The sequence below is a fragment of the Mycobacterium genavense ATCC 51234 genome, from assembly GCF_000526915.1.
GTDB lineage: Bacteria > Actinomycetota > Actinomycetes > Mycobacteriales > Mycobacteriaceae > Mycobacterium > Mycobacterium genavense.
The window spans coordinates 145849-162656 of sequence record NZ_JAGZ01000004.1 but is presented as its reverse complement, the minus strand read 5'-3'; the positions used below and the strand labels follow the sequence as shown (position 1 = coordinate 162656).

General features: G+C 67.9%; 14 protein-coding genes and 3 pseudogenes. 6 read left to right on the top strand and 11 right to left on the bottom strand.

Annotated features, from left to right (window positions below; all coding sequences use genetic code 11):
- Window positions 1-2: 2 nt before the first annotated feature.
- The 3 genes from T428_RS0111100 to T428_RS0111090 form a co-directional block, all read right to left on the bottom strand.
- Complete coding sequence (locus T428_RS0111100; RefSeq protein WP_025736538.1) at window positions 3-389, bottom strand: hypothetical protein; 387 nt, start codon at window positions 387-389, stop codon at window positions 3-5.
- A 90-nt stretch (window positions 390-479) separates the two neighbouring features.
- A complete protein-coding gene (locus T428_RS0111095) occupies window positions 480-2417 on the bottom strand; it encodes an Hsp70 family protein (RefSeq protein WP_025736537.1) in 1938 nt (645 codons plus the stop codon).
- A 154-nt stretch (window positions 2418-2571) separates the two neighbouring features.
- Window positions 2572-3801 (bottom strand): hypothetical protein, encoded by a 1230-nt coding sequence (locus T428_RS0111090; protein ID WP_025736536.1) that lies wholly within the window; start codon window positions 3799-3801, stop codon window positions 2572-2574.
- A 38-nt stretch (window positions 3802-3839) separates the two neighbouring features.
- On the opposite strand from T428_RS0111090, the gene T428_RS0111085 reads away from it, so the two are divergent.
- Window positions 3840-4460, top strand: a complete 621-nt coding sequence (locus T428_RS0111085; protein WP_025736535.1) for a TetR/AcrR family transcriptional regulator — start codon at window positions 3840-3842, stop codon at window positions 4458-4460.
- 135 nt (window positions 4461-4595) lie between these two features.
- Window positions 4596-5081 (top strand): nuclear transport factor 2 family protein, encoded by a 486-nt coding sequence (locus T428_RS0111080; protein ID WP_211243932.1) that lies wholly within the window; start codon window positions 4596-4598, stop codon window positions 5079-5081.
- Here the strand turns inward: T428_RS0111080 and T428_RS0111075 are convergent.
- Both T428_RS0111075 and T428_RS27280 read right to left on the bottom strand, forming a co-directional pair.
- Window positions 5071-5751 (bottom strand): L,D-transpeptidase family protein, encoded by a 681-nt coding sequence (locus T428_RS0111075; RefSeq protein WP_025736533.1) that lies wholly within the window; start codon window positions 5749-5751, stop codon window positions 5071-5073. The genes T428_RS0111080 and T428_RS0111075 overlap by 11 nt on opposite strands.
- Before the next feature lie 74 nt (window positions 5752-5825).
- Window positions 5826-6474: pseudogene (locus T428_RS27280) on the bottom strand (phosphatase PAP2 family protein).
- 112 nt (window positions 6475-6586) lie between these two features.
- On the opposite strand from T428_RS27280, the gene T428_RS0111065 reads away from it, so the two are divergent.
- Window positions 6587-7069 (top strand): hypothetical protein, encoded by a 483-nt coding sequence (locus tag T428_RS0111065; RefSeq protein WP_025736532.1) that lies wholly within the window; start codon window positions 6587-6589, stop codon window positions 7067-7069.
- Window positions 7070-7188: 119 nt separating this feature from the next.
- Here T428_RS0111065 and T428_RS27275 read toward each other — a convergent pair.
- Window positions 7189-8083, bottom strand: a pseudogene (locus tag T428_RS27275) (alpha/beta fold hydrolase).
- A gap of 182 nt (window positions 8084-8265) precedes the next feature.
- Window positions 8266-8550, bottom strand: coding sequence for a hypothetical protein (locus T428_RS0111055; protein ID WP_025736531.1), 285 nt, complete (start codon window positions 8548-8550; stop codon window positions 8266-8268).
- A gap of 49 nt (window positions 8551-8599) precedes the next feature.
- Here T428_RS0111055 and bluB point away from each other — a divergent pair, with 49 nt between their 5' ends.
- Entirely contained in the window at window positions 8600-9316 is a 717-nt protein-coding gene (bluB, locus tag T428_RS0111050) for a 5,6-dimethylbenzimidazole synthase (protein ID WP_051465208.1), read from the top strand.
- Window positions 9317-9476: 160 nt separating this feature from the next.
- Window positions 9477-10830: pseudogene (locus T428_RS27270) on the top strand (sulfatase family protein).
- Window positions 10831-10832: 2 nt separating this feature from the next.
- Here the strand turns inward: T428_RS27270 and T428_RS0111040 are convergent.
- Window positions 10833-11612, bottom strand: a complete 780-nt coding sequence (locus T428_RS0111040; protein WP_025736529.1) for a trans-aconitate 2-methyltransferase — start codon at window positions 11610-11612, stop codon at window positions 10833-10835.
- A gap of 133 nt (window positions 11613-11745) precedes the next feature.
- Here T428_RS0111040 and T428_RS0111035 point away from each other — a divergent pair, with 133 nt between their 5' ends.
- On the top strand, window positions 11746-12948 hold the full coding sequence (locus T428_RS0111035) for an alpha/beta hydrolase family protein (RefSeq protein ID WP_025736528.1): 1203 nt from the start codon (window positions 11746-11748) through the stop codon (window positions 12946-12948).
- Here the strand turns inward: T428_RS0111035 and eccE are convergent.
- The 3 genes from eccE to eccD are packed head-to-tail and all read right to left on the bottom strand — an operon-like array spanning window position 12935 to window position 16763.
- The gene (eccE, locus tag T428_RS0111030; RefSeq protein ID WP_025736527.1) at window positions 12935-13945 is read right to left on the bottom strand and encodes a type VII secretion protein EccE; all 1011 of its coding nucleotides are present in this window, start codon (window positions 13943-13945) and stop codon (window positions 12935-12937) included. The two genes, T428_RS0111035 and eccE, sit on opposite strands and share 14 nt — an antisense overlap.
- On the bottom strand, window positions 13942-15351 hold the full coding sequence (gene mycP / locus T428_RS0111025) for a type VII secretion-associated serine protease mycosin (RefSeq protein WP_025736526.1): 1410 nt from the start codon (window positions 15349-15351) through the stop codon (window positions 13942-13944). Before mycP ends, eccE begins: the two co-directional genes overlap by 4 nt.
- A complete protein-coding gene (gene eccD, locus T428_RS0111020) occupies window positions 15348-16763 on the bottom strand; it encodes a type VII secretion integral membrane protein EccD (RefSeq protein WP_156942943.1) in 1416 nt (471 codons plus the stop codon). Before eccD ends, mycP begins: the two co-directional genes overlap by 4 nt.
- Window positions 16764-16808 lie beyond the last annotated feature (45 nt).

Below are 16808 nucleotides of genomic sequence, written 5' to 3'. Positions count from 1 at the left end.
ACCTAGGTTTGCTCTTCCGCATCGTCGTCGAGGACGCTGACCGCAATGCCGTACGGCAGAAAACGCACCTTGCGCTTCGGGTCGACGTTGTTCTTGTTCGCCCGCAGCGCGTCGAGCTCGCTGGCATACACCTGTTCGACATGGGCGCTGCCCGCGGCGTCCACGGTGTAGATCGCCCACACGCCGTCACCGGCCTCACCAGCGGTTTCCGGGCCGGGCCGGGACCGCCGGGACAGGTCGTCGAAGAATGCCGAAAAGCCCGTCCGGCCGCCCGGAGCCGCGGCAAACCGGCCGATCCGCTCGAACAGCTCGCGCAATCCCTCGCTGCCCTCCCGGATCACCCGATCGAACTCCTCGGGATCGAACCCGAATGCACCGTGCTCGCCCACGTGGCCTCCTAGCAGCTCGTAGCGTTAACGCCCAGTGTGCGCCCGCGCGCGAGGATGCGCCACGGAGTTTGCTCCCAGCCGATGCCACCGCTAATAGCCGGGGCCCAGGAACGGGTTCTGCGAGTACCCGCCGCCGCTGGGGGGATAGCCGCCCCCCGGATACTCCCCGGGATATTGTTCGGCCGGGTATTGCGGGGCCGGGTTCGCCGGTGCCTGACTGGCCGGCACCTGGATCGGGATCGGGACCGGCAGCAGTGGAACGTGGATCCATTGCGTGGTCATGGGCACCGTCGTCGAGGTGGTCGGCGGCGGCGTGGTCGTCGACGGCGGCGGCGGCTCGGTAGTCGGGGTCGTCATCGCCGTCGTCGGCGACGGTGTGGGCGGGGTCGTCGGGGTCGTCGTCGGCGGCGGCGGCCGGTGGGTGGTGTGCACCGGCGGAGGCTGAGTGGTCACCACAACGGGGGGCGGCGGAGACGGCGACGGTTCCGGTGCGGGCGGCGGGGGCGGCGCCGTACTCGGCGCCGGCGCGGCAGTGGGCGGCGGCACCGCCGTGGGCGGGACCGGACTGGGCACCAGCGTGCTGACCGGTGGCAACGGGACGGGTGCCACCGACGGCAGCGGCGGCGCCTGGCGGTTCTCGATGCCCGTCAGCGTGTACGCCACGCCGCCGATCGCGGTCATGGCCACCAGCGCGAACATCCCGACGACCAACTGCGACAGCCGTACCCGGCGCCACGCGCGCTCCCGGGGTAGGTCGATGACGTTCAACCGCATCGACCAACCACTGGGGTTGTTGTCTTCGTCAAAGGCCTCGGGGGTGTATGGCACCCGGATGTCACCGGGGTATTCGGTTTGCGACCAGGCCAATTCGCGATCGGTGAGCGCTTCCTCGCCGATCACCAACAGGTCGCCGGCGGGCAGTTCGATGATGTCGGCGCCTGACGAGGCGGCGAGCAAACCGATCGACGTGCGGGTGCGCAAGTCGAGTTCTTCCCCGCGCGCGGCCAACAGCAGCGCGCCGGAGGCGGACGCGAATGCGGGTTTGGCCGGCGACATGACCGGTCGGCGGCTGTGCACCGAAAGCCGTTCGTTGACAAGAGGAATGCTGGCAACACCGCCGACGGTGATCACCGCGGATAGGTCGCTCCAGCTCTTGCGGTGCCGGCACAGCATGTCGTCGAACGCGTAGATGAACCCGGTCAGCCGGTCCTGGATCAAATCGCCCAGCTCGTCGCGGGTGAACTTCATGGTGGCCCGGCGTCCGCCGAGTTCGGCCACGAATTCGGTTGTGCGTTCGGTGGATAACTGTTCTTTGGCGGTGCGACACTGCTCGCGCAGCCGGGCGAGCTGTCCGACCGCGGCGGTGCTGGCCGGGTCGATGCCACTGCCATGCCCCAGCTCCTCGAACACGCACAGCAACAATGCCGCGTCGATCTCGTCGCCTGAAAAATCCGTGTAACGCATTGTGGCGCTCAGCGGTTTGAAATCGCCCGCCAGGTCCACCAGGGTGGCCGAGGTTCCCGAGCCGCCGAAATCGAGCAACCCGACGACTCCGGTCGCGGCAAGGCACAGCTCGGCGTTCGCCGCCGTCAGCGACGCGATCGTATCCGACACCAGCCGCGGCGCCATACCGCTTCGCACGAAGCCCAGATGCGTGCGCAGTCCGTTGCGTAATGCCTGCGCGGTAGCGGGTTTCCAATACGACGGAACGGCGATCGAGATCTCCGAGGACCCCGCGTCCGCACCGGCGGCCAACACCATCGCGTCCAGCGCCTCGACCATCAAAAGGTCGGGATCGTGAGCCGAACCATCGCCGGACACCAGCGCCACCGAATCGCCGACGCGTTCGACGAACCCGCTCATCAACATGCCGGGCTCGGTGAGCTTCGGGTCCTGTTCGGGTAGACCAACTTTCGGTGCGCAGTGCGGGTACAGCGTTAGTACCGCCCGACGTGAAACCGGAGGGCTTCCGTCACGCGCTGCGACCAGGTTGGTGGTTCCGATCGACAACCCAAGTGGGTCGTACATAGAGCGAATACTTTCGTCTATAGGGGTCGGTGGCCAGCGTTAACGATAGCCGCGGACACGCGCAAAGCCGATGCTTCACAACGTCATTGGTATCCGCTCGATGCGGTTGTGTCACCGAAGTGGTACCGCAAACCCCTTGACAAAAAGCCGCGCGTCAGACCGCGGTCAACGGCAGCGAACGCCTCGGCTCGAACTGGAAAGTGGCTCCACCACTGACCCGGACCACCGAAACCTCGGGCAGTTCCTCGGCGTCAGTGTCGGTTTCGATTAGCTCGGCCGTCCAGTCGTCAGCAGTTCCGCTAACTCGGACTCGCAGGCGCGGATCGACCGCCGTGGTGATCGCCTGCACCGGTCCCACGGATTCCGGTGAGCACAACGAGATCCAGGCCCCGTCGTCGTGCGCCGGCGACGGGTACACGTGCAGCCGGTTGCACTCCAGCTCCGCGGCGACATAACCCGCCGGGTTCAGCAGCGGGTGCAACTCCAAGACCTTCAGCACGCCTGCGATCCCGCCGGGGAGTTTCAGCGCACGGTGAAGGCGTTCGGCGGCCAGGCCCGCGATGCCGATGAGGCCCTTGGTGCACACCGAGACAGCCTCGGCCTCGTCGGCAGCGCGTGCGGCCACCGCGATCGCAAAGGACAGATACAGCAGATGCATCTGCAGGCAGACCTCGTCGGCCATCCGGACCAACGCCGAATGGGAGAAGGCGGCAAAGTCGAAATCGGACAGCAGCGGACCCGAGTAATCTGCCTGCCCCTCGTCGGAGGGATCGATGAGATCGAGTTGCCAAGTCGCAGCGCGGGTTTGGCGGACGACGTCCAGCGCGGGAATGCCCTGCACCTCGGGATGAGACTCGTCGATCACGACGGTCCACGCGCAGTGCGGCTGCCGGTCGGCCGGCGTCCGCGGCGGGCGGTGGATCGGGCGCACCTGAGCCTTGGCGTTGGTCGCCACCGCGGTCGCGTCGAACGTCGGGTCCTCGATGGTGCGGCACATCCCGAACACGTACTGTTCACCCATCGGCTCCACGTCGAGCAGCGCGCCGCAGTGGTCCAGGTGGAATTCGCCGTGCCACCGGTCGTGCACGGTGTAGCGGAAATCCATGAATTGCGGCGGGGCGCCGATGTCGAGCTGCAGGCCCTTGAAGATGGTGGGCACGTCGGTGCCCACGTAGTTCAGCGCCTCTTGCATGCGCCGGGTGTAGATCGGGCTGGCACCCGCCCACTCCTCGATCGCGATCTGCACCATCTCCTCGCGGCCGAACGAGGAAATGCACCAGGCCATTCCGGATCGGTCGATCAGTTGCCCGATCAGCAGCAGTTCGGGAACCAGCGCGGCCAGCTCGGCACGGGACAGTTGGGCGTATCGCGAGGGGCTGCTCACGCCCCAAAAATAGACCTGACTATGTTATAAAGTCAACAATGTCCATTGCCACAGGCCAGACACCGGCGCGTTCGGTCAACCCGACCCGGCGCACCAGTGCGCCACGCAAACGTGGCGACGACACCCGGGCCAAGATCATCGACGAGACCGTGCGCTGCATTCAGGAGGAAGGTTTCGCCGCCGCCACCGCCAAGCATGTGGCCGAACGCGCCGGCGTCACGTGGGGCGTCATCCAGTACCACTTCGGCGATCGCAACGGCCTGCTGATGGCGGTCGTCGACGACGGGGTCGACCGGCTGATCGCGAGCTTGTCGTCGGCCGACGTCAGCGAGCTACCGCCGCAACAGCGCATCGAAGTCGTCATCGACACCGCGTGGAGTTGCTACAGCAGCCCGACGTCGATGGCCGCGTTCGAAATCCTGCGGGCAACCCGGGGCAGCCTCGGCGATTCCTCGCGGCGGCACCTGCTCGAAATGAACTCCGCGATCGCCCAGCTCGGCCGGCTGATCACCGCCGATCCCGCGAAAGCGGGTGTGGCCGAGGTGATTTGGGCAACGCTACGCGGTGTGGTGCTGGCCCAGATGGTCACCGGGACGACCATCGATTGGAGCCTGGAGCGACGGGCCCTGATCGACATGGTCACCCGGGTGCTGCAATGACGGGATGAGGCTCCGCGCTCCCGCGACACCTAAACCGTGCACACGACACGCCGTGCGAACTCGCCATGGTTTAAGCCTCGGCGTCGCAACCGGTCCGATAGAGGGTGGCGGAAACCCGTGTGCTGCAATGACGGGATGACCCTCGACGATTTGGCCGATATCGAAGCCATCAAGCAAGTCAAATACCGCTATCTGCGCGCACTGGACACCAAGCATTGGGACGACTTCGCCGAGACCCTGGCCGAGGACATCAAGGCCGACTACGGGCCGTCGATCGGCAACGAGTTGCACTTCACCAACCGTGCCGACTTGGTCGAGTACATGCGGACGTCGTTGCCGGCGAACGTGATCACCGAACATCGGGTGACGCATCCGGACATCGTCGTCGACGGCGACACCGCAACGGGCAGTTGGTATCTGCAGGATCGCGTGATCGTCGCCGACCTCAATTTCATGCTGATCGGCGCGGCCTTCTACCGCGACACCTACCGGCGCACCGACGGCGGCTGGAAGATCTGCGGCACCGGCTACGACCGAACCTACGACGCCACAATGTCGTTGGAGGGCATGAACTTCACGCTCAAGCCGGGCCGCGCAATCGCCGAACTAACTACTTGGTGATCGCGATGACCGCGCCGGGGCGCAGCCATTTCATGATCGACACAAGCTGAGCATCGTCGACCGCGACGCAACCCTCGGTGGGTTGGCCGTCGGTGGTGTGGAAGAAGAACGCGGCGCCACCGCCGGGGGTCTTGTTCTTGTTGACGCCCATCACCACCGCGTGCTTGTACTGCGGGATTTGCAGGTTCTCGCTCTCGGCGGTGTTGAACGGGCACTGTGCCTTCTGGCACACCTGCATGGAGTTGAACGTGGGGCTGTGGTCGTCGCCGCTCCACCAAAAATTGGGACCGGTGACCTGGGTGTAGGGCAGCCCGGTACCGGGATTCGGCGCGGTGCCGAAGGCGGCATCGAGGCTGTAGACCCCGGTCGGGGTGGCGGGCACGCCGCTACGGGCCTGCGGTGCCATCCCTGCCGACCCGACGTGCGTCGGTACGCCGGTCCGCAGCGCCTGCCAGCCGGCAGTGGTGCGTTGGTAGATGTCGATCGTCGCGTTGGAGCCGCCGGTGCTGACGACCGAAACCACTTGTGTGGCATTGCCAACCTGGTTCGCGAACCAGGGCGTACCGGCCAATGGGTTGCCCGTCGGCGCGGCACTTCCCGTCGGCGCGAGCACAAGCGATACCCACGCGCAGCACGCCACAGCACACAGCGAAGCTAGCAATCGGCGCATGCGATCCATCGTCGGGCGCCGCCAACCTCAGGGTCAAGTCAAGCTTTAGTCCCGGTTGGGTCACGGCGCCGTGCTCAACGAAAAGCCCACCGCGGCAGCGGTTTAGGACGAAACACCGCCAGGCACAGCAGCACGTAGAGGTATCCCAGTGCCCAGCCGGCGACCACGTCGGACGGGTAATGCACGTTCAAGGCGACGCGCGAAAACCCCACCAGCACAAGAATCACCGCGCTTACCGCGGCCGCGGCGCGACCCATCGTCGCACTCATTCATCGGAACCACAAAGGCCAGCAGGGCGAGCAGCGAGGCCGTCGTCTCCAGCGCGTGCCCCGACGGAAACGACGTCTGGGCAATGGGCACCAGCATGGTCGACGGTCGCGGCCGATCCGCCAGCGCCTTCGCGGCCTGCGTCACCAATCCGTTGAACAGCCCGCAGGCCGACAGCAGCAGCGCCGCGCGCCCGTTGCGCCACGCCAACGCCGCCACCGCCGCCACCGTGTCCAGCACCCGCAGTGGGACCGGCCCCAGCACGTTCGTCAGCACCTCCCAGAAGCGCAGCCACGCCGGATGCTTGACCGCGGTGTCGTGCGAGGCGTTCAACATCGACCAGTCGAGGCAATGCAGCCAGCCCCAGTCCTGGCGGTACCCCACCCAGATCAGCGCGTAGACCGGCACGGCCGCCAGCGCGGCATAGACATCCATCGACGGCCGTGGGCGAATCACCCCTAAGCGATACCAGGGCGCCCAGCGCGGCGAGCGTGGGGGGACGTCCGCACGTCTCCGCAGGGCCCACACTCGGGCGGCCCGGGGGCAGCGTCCGCGTCATACTGGCGTCATGGCGGTTGTTGTCCGCAGATTGCTCGGCATCGGCAAGCTCCCCGACGATCTGCACGCTCAGATCGAGGCGGAAGGCCTGCTCTACCTCGCCGACTACGTCCCGGTGACCAGGCGGTTCAGCGGCGCCATCCCCGGTGTGCGGTTGCCGCACAGCGTCGCCTACTACACCGGCTCACTGGCACTCATCCGGCATCGCGTGCTCGCGACGCTGTCGATGCTGCCGAAGATGGCCGGCGTCACCGTCGACGCGCCCTGGGATGCCACGCGGACCGGCGCGGCGAAGGGCGAGATCTCGTCGGCGGGGTTGGAGGTCAACGTCGACGTCGCACGGGTCGACGAGAAGTTCACCGGCGAACTGACGCTGCTCTACAAGGCCGCCATTCCGGCCGATGCGCTCAGCAGGCTACCGCGGCGATCGTTGACGTTCGACATGGCACCGGACTGCATAGTCCGCGCGGTCGGCGTCACCTATTCCCCGTGACCGGGCCGGCGCATCGCCGCGTCCTCCACGAGCTTTCTCACCCGTGGTTGCGCGGGCGCTCGACACGGTGTTGACCGCCCGAGACCTGCCGCCCGTACCCGGAGCCAGCGCCCGGCCCCCTAGGTGATCGACCAGAATTCGAGTAGGGTGCGCAGCGTCGCGACCAGCGGGAGCGGTTGATCGAGCATGGGATGATGGCCCGCTTCGGCCAGCTCTACGAAGGGCCCCCTGAGCTGGAAGATGAAGCGTAGCCGCTCGCCCATGGCAGCGGATGCCAATCCGGCTTCACAGCTCAGATACCCAATGCGGCAATGCATTCGGGCGATCATGGTCTCTAACGACTCTTCGTCGGCGGGTTCTGGCTCGAGAAAATCACCGTCGAAAATTGTCGGGTCAAATTTCCAGACCCATTTCTTGCCGGCCTTGCGTATCGACTCGGCGGCGATGTGCTTGGCGACGTAGGGCAGCACCAATTCCTGCGGGGGCACCGGCGCGGGTCGCGCCAGGATTTCCTCGCGCGACCCGTATTCCTTGCGTTTGCAGTTGCGCAGCCGCTCCGCCTCGGGTGCGCGGTCGCGCAGCGGGGAGTCGATCACCACGACGCTGTTGATCTCGTCGCCACTAAGTATCGCCGCGGTCGCCGCCACCCAACCACCCATGCTGTGGCCGACGATCGTGGGCCGGCCCGAGACCCCGGCGGCCGGCAAGATCTCCATCACTTCGGTTGCCCAGGTTTCCAGGTCGTACCCGGTGCGGGTGCCGCTGTCACCGTGTCCGGACAGATCCGGCGCGATCACCCGATGGGTACGGGAAAAACGGCGCGATGTGGTCCCACCAGCCCGAGTGCGCAGCGCCACCGTGGACGAACACCACCGGCGGTTGTTCGGGATCGCCCCAGGTGCGCAGGTAGATGCGGCAGCCGTCGACGTCGACATCAGAATGATCGGGCCTTTGACCGAGCGCATGGCTGAACCAAGACGGCTCCGCCGGCGCCAGGTGAGAGCGGGAAAACAAGTTCGTGCCCTTCGGTGTCCACGAGGAAAGTCAGCCCAGTCGACGTCTCACATTAGCGGCGCGGAACCGAATGCCACGTTAGCAACGATTACTACACAATGTAGTACTTTGGCCATTGCCCCCTCGGTTGCGGCATTGCCGCGCCGAAATATGTTGGCGGAACAGAACTCCGCAGGCCGACGTCACCGTTCCCAGGTAAACGTCATCAGCGGCCACGGCGGCTGCCGCAGCACCGCCAGGCTGCCGATGACCGCCGCGAGCAGGCCGGTGATCACGCCGATCAGCGCGACCCGGTTGGCGTCGACGGCAGGCACCCAGGACGCCTTGCCCTCGCGGATGACGAAGACGCCCACGGGTTTATCGACCAGGATTACGGTGGCACCGTCGCTGGTCTCGAACGGCTGGCCGCGGACACGCCGACCGTCAGCGTCGGTGGGCAGCTGGTCGAGCACGTCGGAGTACTTCATTGCACGCTCCCTTGGTCGTGTTGTGGGACTGCGCGATACATTGACGCTAATGCCATTGTCCCCGGACGAGCAGTCCGACAACGCTGTGAGCGAACACGCGTTCAGCTCACAGGATCGTCGCGTCGTGTACCGGGTGATCGCCGAACGGCGAGACATGCGCCGGTTCGTGCCCGGTGCCGTGGTGCCCGAAAAAGTACTGGCCCGCCTGTTGCAGGCCGCGCACGCCGCGCCCAGCGTCGGGCTGATGCAGCCGTGGCGCTTCATCCGGATCACCGACGACGCGCTGCGCCGCGACATCCACGCCCTGGTCGACGAGGAACGCCCGCGCACCGCCGAGGCGCTGGGGCCACGGGGCGCGGAATTTCTGCGGCTCAAGGTCGAGGGCATCCTCGAGTGCGCCGAGCTGCTGGTGGTGGCACTGGCCGACAAGCGCGACGTGCACGTCTTCGGCCGGCGCACACTGCCGCAGATGGATCTGGCGTCGGTGTCCTGCGCGATCCAGAACCTGTGGCTGGCCGCGCGGGCCGAGGGCCTCGGGGTCGGCTGGGTCTCGCTGTTCGACCCTCAGCCGCTGGCCGAGCTGCTGGGAATGCCCGCCGATGCCGAGCCGGTGGCCATCCTGTGCGTCGGCCCGGTGCCCGAGTTTCCGGATCGGCCGGCCCTCGAGCTCGACGGCTGGACCCATGCCCGACCGCTGTCGGAGTTCGTCTCCGAGAACCAGTGGGGTAAGCCGCCCGGTCAGCCCGTGCCGGCCCCGTCGGTGTGACGCCCGCAGCGGTCGCCGGCAACGTCGGCGTGCCAGGCGCCGAACGTGTTCTGGTGGCGAAAAAATCGCCGAAATCCCAGCCTCAGAGCACGTTCGGCGAAGCGGAGGCACGCCGCTGCGGGTATCGTCGCCGGTCGCAAGGCAAGGTGAGAGGACGCAGATGACCCGCGACAACGTACTGATCGTGCACTGGCACGACCTCGGGCGCTATCTCGGTGCTTACGGCCACGACGACGTCAGCAGCCCGCGCCTGGACCAACTTGCCGGCCAGAGCATCCTGTTCACCCGCGCCCACGCCACTGTGCACACCGTCGCGGGGGTCGGTGTTCACCGGCCGCTATCCGCAAAGCAACGGCCTCGTCGACTTGGCCCACCACGGCTGGGAATACCGCGCCGGCGTCCAGACCCTACCCCAGATTCTCTCCGAATCAGGCTGGTATTCAGCGCTTTTCGGTATGCAGCACGAGACGTCTTACCCGAAACGGCTGGGGTTCGACGAGTTCGACGTGTCGAACTCCTACTGCGACTACGTGGTGGAGAAGGTCCAGGAGTGGCTGCGCAACGAGGCCACGGCGCGGGGTGGACGACCGTTCCTGCTGACGGCGGGATTCTTCGAAACCCACCGGCCCTACCCGCGGGACCGCTACCAGCCGGCCGACAGCACGACGGTCGAGCTGCCCGACTACCTGCCGGACGTCCCGGAAGTGCGCGGCGATCTCGCGGACTTCTACGGCGCGATCGCCACCGCCGACGCCGCGGTGGGGCGGATGCTGGACACGCTGGCCAAGACGGGTCTGGATGCCAGCACCTGGGTGGTGTTCTTCACCGATCACGGCCCGGCCTTCCCACGCGCGAAATCCACCCTGTACGATGCCGGGACCGGCATCGCCTTGCTCATCCGCCCGCCCACCGGGCGGGCGGCGGCGCCTCGGGTGTACGAGGAGCTGTTCAGCGGTGTCGACCTGGTCCCGACGTTGCTCGAGCTGCTCGGCCTCGAGGTGCCCGGCGAGATCGAAGGCGTCTCGCACGCGCATGCCCTGCTGGCGCCCGAGACCCCGGCCGATCCGGTCCGTGAGCAGGTGTACACGATGAAGACCTACCACGACTCGTTCGATCCGATTCGGGCAATCCGCACAAAGGAATACAGCTACATCGAGAACTACGTGCCGCGCCCGCTACTGGACCTGCCGTGGGATATCGAGGAGAGTCCCTCGGGCGTGGTGGTGGCGCCGTTCGTCAAATTTCCGCGTCCGGAGCGCGAACTCTACGACCTGCGAACCGATCCCACTGAGACCACGAATCTGCTGGCCGACGGCGATCCGGGAATGGATGCGATCGCCGCCGATTTGGCGGTGCGACTTAATGATTGGCGCCAGCGCACCGGGGACGTCATCCCGTCGGACTTCGCCGGCACCCGCATCGCGACGCGCTACACCGAAACGTATCTGCAGATCCACCAGACCACCCCGACCAGTCGCTCGGCGATCGCCGCCGACCGCGGCGTCGAAGAGTAGCGCTAACCGCGGGCGGCGCCGCCGACCTGGGCGACGATGAACACCCGCCGGAACGGGAAGATCGTCGTGCCGTCGGCCCGGGGCGGGTAGGCGTCGTCCAGCAGCGGGATGAGCTCGTCACGGAACTGCTTTAAGCCCGCGTCGTCCAGCCGCTCGCGCACCGGGACCAGCGCCGTGCCGGTAATCCATTCCAGCACTGGATGTTCCCCGGTCAGCTGGTGCAGGTATGTCGTCTCCCAGGCGTCGACCCGGCAACCGGCATCCATCAGTAGATTGGCGTAGTGCGCCGGCGGCTGCACCACCGCCCCGACCCGGAACGGTATGTCTTTCAACGTCTTTGCATAATGCTCACGGCGTGCGACGGCCCGCACGGCCGCATGCGACGGGGTTTCGAAGTTACCCGGAATCTGGACCGCGATCCACGATCGGTCCGGCAGTTGGCCAGCCCACCGGACCAGCAGGTCCGCGTGCTCGGGAACCCAATGCAGGGCGGCGTTGCTGACCACCACATCGGTATCGGGTTTCGGCTTCCAGTCCCGCAGGTCGCTGACCGAGGCATCGATACCGCGTTCCCGGGCGGCGGCCACCATCTCCGGCGAGGTGTCCATCGCCTCGATGGCCGCGCCGGGCCAGCGCTTCTCGAGGTGCTTCGTCAAGTTGCCGGGTCCGCAGCCGAGGTCCACCACCCGGCGCGCCCGCTCGGCCCCCACTCTCGAGAGCAAGTCGTAAAACGGGCGACTGCGATGGTCCGCAAATGCCAGGTAGACGTCTGGGTCCCACATGTCGGTCCTCCTGATCGACGCCGCGGCTGGTCGGCGCTATAGAAAACCGTATTACCGCATGACGTCCCCGCGCCGCCCCACCGGTCCCGCAATCCGCCGCGAACCCCGCTCGCGCGGGCTAGCATCGGCATTCGTGGGGCCCGACACCGACCCGATCGATCCGCCCGTCCCGGTTCCCGACGTTCCCGGTGCCGACGTGCCGCCCGGCGCGGACGGATTGCCCCCGCTCTCGGCGTTGTCGCCGCACGAACGCAGGGTGGTCGCGGCCTCGGCGGCCGGTGATATCGCGCTGCGCACCTGGGTGTTGTCGCTGTTGGCCGCGACGGCGGCACCGGTCGTGGTAGCCACCGCGTTGCGCCACACCGAGTCCGGCAGCGCACGCGACAACCTGGAGTTCTACGCCGAGTTGGGCGCCGAGCATGATCCGGTGAAGTCGTTTCCGGCGCCCACCGAACTGCCGCGGGTCTCGTCGCGGCCCGCGGGCCGGATCGCGAGGTGGATCGCCCGCGGCACCGTCGAGAACATCTCGTTCCCCAGTAGCTTCTCGGCGATCAACCCCGCGATGCGCGACCGGTGGAATGGCTGGCGGTCCAACAACATCGCGCGGGCCCAGCATTGGCGCCATGACGACGGCCCGCGTCCGACGCTGTGCGTGATCCACGCCTTCATGGGATCGTCGTATCTGGCCAACGGCCGCTTCTTCTCGAAGCCGTGGTATTACCGGTCCGGCTACGACGTGCTGCTGTACACCTTGCCGTTCCACGGTCAGCGTGCCGAAAAGTGCTTCCCGTTCAGCGGTTTCGGTTTCTTCGCCGGCGGGCTCAGCGGGTTCGCCGAAGCGATGGCCCAGGCCGTGCACGACTTCCGGTCTATCGTGGACTATTTGCGTCACACCGGTGTCGACCGCATTGCGCTGACCGGACTTTCGCTGGGCGGCTATACCAGCGCGCTAGTGGCCTCCGTCGACGACCGATTGGACGCCGTCATTCCCAACTGTCCGGTGGTCACGCCGGCGACGATGTTCGACCAGTGGTTCCCGGCCAACAAGCTGGTCGGACTGGGGCTCGCGATGTCCGGCATCAACCGCGACGAACTAGACGCTGGACTGGCCTACCACTGCCCACTGAACTACCGGCCGCAGCTTCCCCGGGACCGGCGGATGATCATCACCGGCCTCGCCGACCGGATGGCCCCGCCGGGGCAGGAGGTCATGCTTTGGGAGCACTGGGATCGCTGTGCGCTGCACTGGTTTCCGGGCAGTCACGTGCTGCACACCAGCCAGCTGGACTACCTGCGCCGGATGACCAGTTTCCTGAACGGGTTCATGCTGAATTAGCCGCCTCGGTCCGCGCCGCGCGGTGGGCACCGGTGACCGGCGTCGGCCAATCGAGACTCGCCAGCAGGTCGGCGGGCGGGGCGATGTGACCGTCCAGGCGTTGCGTGGACAGCAGATCCAGCGCTGCCAGCGCCGGTGCCTGGTTGCCGCGTTGCGGGATGAGTCCGGCCACCGGCGGGGCGCCGTCCGGCGGCGCGTCCGTGAGGAAGGCGCACGCGGCCGCGACCGTGTGCTGGTCACCCGAGCGCGTCCCGGCGATCTCGAGTGCGGTGCACGTCTCGCGGGCCGGATGCGACCGGATGGCCTCCAGCGTCGCGGGCAGGCCCGCGTCGACGACGATCTGGTATGCGGCGACGAAATCCGAGTTACCCCGTTGCACCGCACGCCAGCTCTCGCGGGCATTGGCAGTCAGCCAACGCGGCACGTCGTCGGCCGCGACAGTGTTTGCCTCCCAACCGATCTCGCGAAGATGGTCGGCGAGCCGGCGCGCGGTGACCCGGGCGGTCTCGTACAGCGGGATGCGCGGAGACCGCGCCTGCAGCGCCGGCAGGTTGTCGGTGGCCGACACCGTGATACCGATCCACGTCTCGCGCCGCGCGGCATCGGATGCGTTGTCCCGGCTGGTGATTCGGACCTTGTCGGCGCGGAGGCCGTACCGATCGAGGTACCGGGCGATCAGCTCCAGCGGCAGCACCGCGCCGTCGGCGCTGGACGGCCCGAGCCGCACCAGCGCGGTCGTCTTCGCGGCGACGACGGATTGCGGGTCGGCCGCGTCGGTCTGGTTGGAACGACGGCTCATGATGGCCAGCCGCCGCCGCAGGATCGTGGTGAAATGTAGTCCGCGCCACCAGCCGAACAACACGATCACCGCCACCACGGCGATGCCGAGCAGCCAGTAGTCGCGCGTCGAGTGCCAGGGATAGGCCAGCGCCGCGGGCACTATCGCCAACGCCGCCAAGGTGATTCGGGCGCTCCCCGGAATCGGGATCGGGCTCACGAGGTGGTCTCCTTCCGTCGACGCGCGGCGGTGATCGCGGTCGCGGCGGCAACCGCCGCCACGATCAATGCCAGCACGGCAGTCCCGGCGAACGCGACGGTCCGGCCGGTGTTGTCTTTCGGCGCCGGCGCCGGGGGCACGGCGACCGGCTTCGCCGGCGTGGCCGGCCCGGTGCTCGGGGGCAGTTCCCAGGTCAGGGCCGCCAGCGGGTCCACACTGCCGGTGCCGACGACGTTGGACGGCGCCCGGGCGCCGTTGTGCGCGGTCGCGGTGATCCGGCGCACCACCTCCGAGGCGGGCAGGGTGGGGTACTTGCTGCGGACCAGTGCCGCGACGCCCGATACGTAACCGGCCGCGTAGCTGGTGCCGCTCAGCGCACTCAGTTGCTCATGTTCGTCGGGCAGGCCGTTGGCGAGACCGCCACCGTCGCGATTGCTCACCGACACGATCTTTTCGCCCGGAGCCGCGACACCCACCCACGGACCGGACATGGTGAATTTCGACGGCTGCCCGTCGGCCGCCAGGGAAGCCACCGACAGCACGTACGGTTGCCAGTACGACGGGATGGACACCGACGTGACGCCGGCCCAGTTCCGCGCATCCTCCGGGCGGCTCAGATCGGTGAGCGGGTTTGCCTCGCAGGACATTCCGCCGCCGACGGATCCGGTAGACCCGGTGTTGCCGGCGGCCGCCACGATCACCGCGTCCTTATCCACCGCGGCAAAGCGGATCGCCGCGCCGAGCGCGGCCTGGTCGACGGGCCGGTCGGCGGCCAGGCAGGTGAACTCGGAGATGTCGATCACCCGGGCGCCGAGATCGGCTGCGTGCACGATCGCTCGCGCCAGCGTCGCGACCGCGAGGGACACCCGCGCGACCATCGGATCGCCGCCCGGCGCGCGTGGCGAAAACTTGCCCGACGCCGTCCGGATCGCCAGCACCCGGGCCGCGGGCGCCACACCCGAGAAGCCGTCGTCACCGGACGGCTGGCCGGCGACGATGCCGGCGACCAGCGTGCCGTGGCCGTCGCAGTCGGTCAGCCCGTCGGTCGTCTCCACGAAATCCCCGCCGGGATCGACATTCGGCAGCCGCGGCCCCGGCCGCACACCGGTGTCCAGCACCGCCACCAGCTGGCCCTCCCCGCGGGAAAACTGCCATGCCGCAGGAAGATTCAGCATCGCCTGACTCGGCGTCACGGCGGCGGGATCGCTCCCGCCGATGACACCCGAGACCGCACACGGACCGCGCTGCTCCATCGGCTGCACCGGTCCCGCGGCCCCGCTGGGTGGCGGCACGCCCGGGTCGACCACCGGCTGGCCGATCGCCGAGGCCCGCGGACAGCCCCACGGCACAATGGCCTGTGAGAGAACCAACGCCGCGGTGAGGCAGGCGAATCCGGCACGAATCATCGATTGAGCACCCAGGCGAACAGACCGACAAGGTAGGCGATGACGGGAATCAGCGAAGCGTCCAGACCGGTCGCAACGAAGCCCAGCAGCCGGCGCAGCGGCAACGAATACGTTTCCGGCGAGGCGATCGCCGGGTTCAACGCCACCACTGCCCAGGCCAGCATCAACACGACCAGCACCGCCGCCGCGATCAGTGCGGCAAGGAAACGGCCGGTCGAGGCGTAGAACACCAGCAGGACGCCGGCCACCAGGAAGGGCTGAGCCAGCAGCCACGCCTTGCACGCGGCCGAGTCCCATACGCGCGCCCGCAACACGGAGGTCGCCGCGGTGGCGGCCAGCAAGTACCAGCCCCACCCGCTCAACGACTCGGGCCGCAGCGCGATGGCCACCGATCCCAGGACACTGAGCAGCACCGCACCGGCGATGAAGCCGCTCTGGTGGGCATCACCGATGCGCACCCGGCGCGGCAGGTCTTCGAGCACCCGCAGTGCGGGCGCCGACGGAGTCGGGTCACCCGGTGCCGGGATAACCGGTAGCGGGAAGCGCGCCCACAGTGCGGAAAGCTGCGCCGCCTCGATGATTACCAGCAGGGCCGCCACGATCAGTCCGGCACCGATGGTCAGTATCGGTGGCCGCCAAAGCAATTCGGCGCCCGCGGCCAACAACACCCCGGCCCCGAGCACCGCGGCGGCGGTGAAGAAACCGACGATGCGCTCCCGCTCGGTGGTCGGGGCCATCAGGACGATCAACGACCACGCGGTCACCCCGGCGGCAGCCAACACCAACTGTGCCGCCCCGAACTTTCCGGGCACCGCCAACGCGAGGGCGGCGGCGATCGGCACCAGCGCCGACATCGACAGCGCCATGCCGGTGCGTTCCGACCGCAGCGTGACGAACAAGCCCGCGATCGCGGTCACCGCGGCGATCACGCTGACCGCCACCAGCCCGCCCAGCGCGCCGGTGGCCACGCGATAGGTCACTCCCAGGCCCGTCGCCAAGAATGCCACCGCGATCGCCGCGAGCAGCGCCCCGCGCTGGATCTGCGCGATGCCCCAGGGCTTGAGCCGGGATGTCGAGAAGATCATCGCGGCGTCGGCGATGTCCTCGACGATGCCGGGCGCGGCCGGGCCGGACGGAACTGGTTGCAGCGCAAGCAGATCCCCGTCGACGACGCCGACGGTGTCCAGGCTGGCGCCCAGACTGAACGGCGCACCCCCGATGGGTGCCAGGCTCAGTTGGGTAACCGCGCCGGTGCGCGGTGCACCGTCGGGGTCACCGCCGTCGCCGTCCTGGGCCGTCGGGACCACCAATCGCTGCACCGCGGGCAGGACTTCGCGCAGCGGCAGCTCGGCGGGCAGGGCAACTTCTGTCAGCCTGCTGTGCGCGAGGATGGCCACGCGAACGATGGGCATGACGGCGCCGGACGTCACCGGACCCTCAAATCAGCCTGGTACATC

Excerpts from the sequence above, each read along its gene's own strand:
- T428_RS0111095 (WP_025736537.1), bottom strand. The coding sequence starts at position 2,417 with ATGTACGACCCACTTGGGTTGTCGATCGGAACCACCAACCTGGTCGCA.
- T428_RS0111085 (WP_025736535.1), top strand. The coding sequence starts at position 3,840 with ATGTCCATTGCCACAGGCCAGACACCGGCGCGTTCGGTCAACCCGACC.
- T428_RS0111080 (WP_211243932.1), top strand. The coding sequence starts at position 4,596 with ATGACCCTCGACGATTTGGCCGATATCGAAGCCATCAAGCAAGTCAAA.
- T428_RS0111075 (WP_025736533.1), bottom strand. The coding sequence starts at position 5,751 with ATGCGCCGATTGCTAGCTTCGCTGTGTGCTGTGGCGTGCTGCGCGTGG.
- T428_RS0111065 (WP_025736532.1), top strand. The coding sequence starts at position 6,587 with ATGGCGGTTGTTGTCCGCAGATTGCTCGGCATCGGCAAGCTCCCCGAC.
- T428_RS0111055 (WP_025736531.1), bottom strand. The coding sequence starts at position 8,550 with ATGAAGTACTCCGACGTGCTCGACCAGCTGCCCACCGACGCTGACGGT.
- bluB (WP_051465208.1), top strand. The coding sequence starts at position 8,600 with ATGCCATTGTCCCCGGACGAGCAGTCCGACAACGCTGTGAGCGAACAC.
- T428_RS0111040 (WP_025736529.1), bottom strand. The coding sequence starts at position 11,612 with ATGTGGGACCCAGACGTCTACCTGGCATTTGCGGACCATCGCAGTCGC.
- mycP (WP_025736526.1), bottom strand. The coding sequence starts at position 15,351 with ATGATTCGTGCCGGATTCGCCTGCCTCACCGCGGCGTTGGTTCTCTCA.
- eccD (WP_156942943.1), bottom strand. The coding sequence starts at position 16,763 with ATGCCCATCGTTCGCGTGGCCATCCTCGCGCACAGCAGGCTGACAGAA.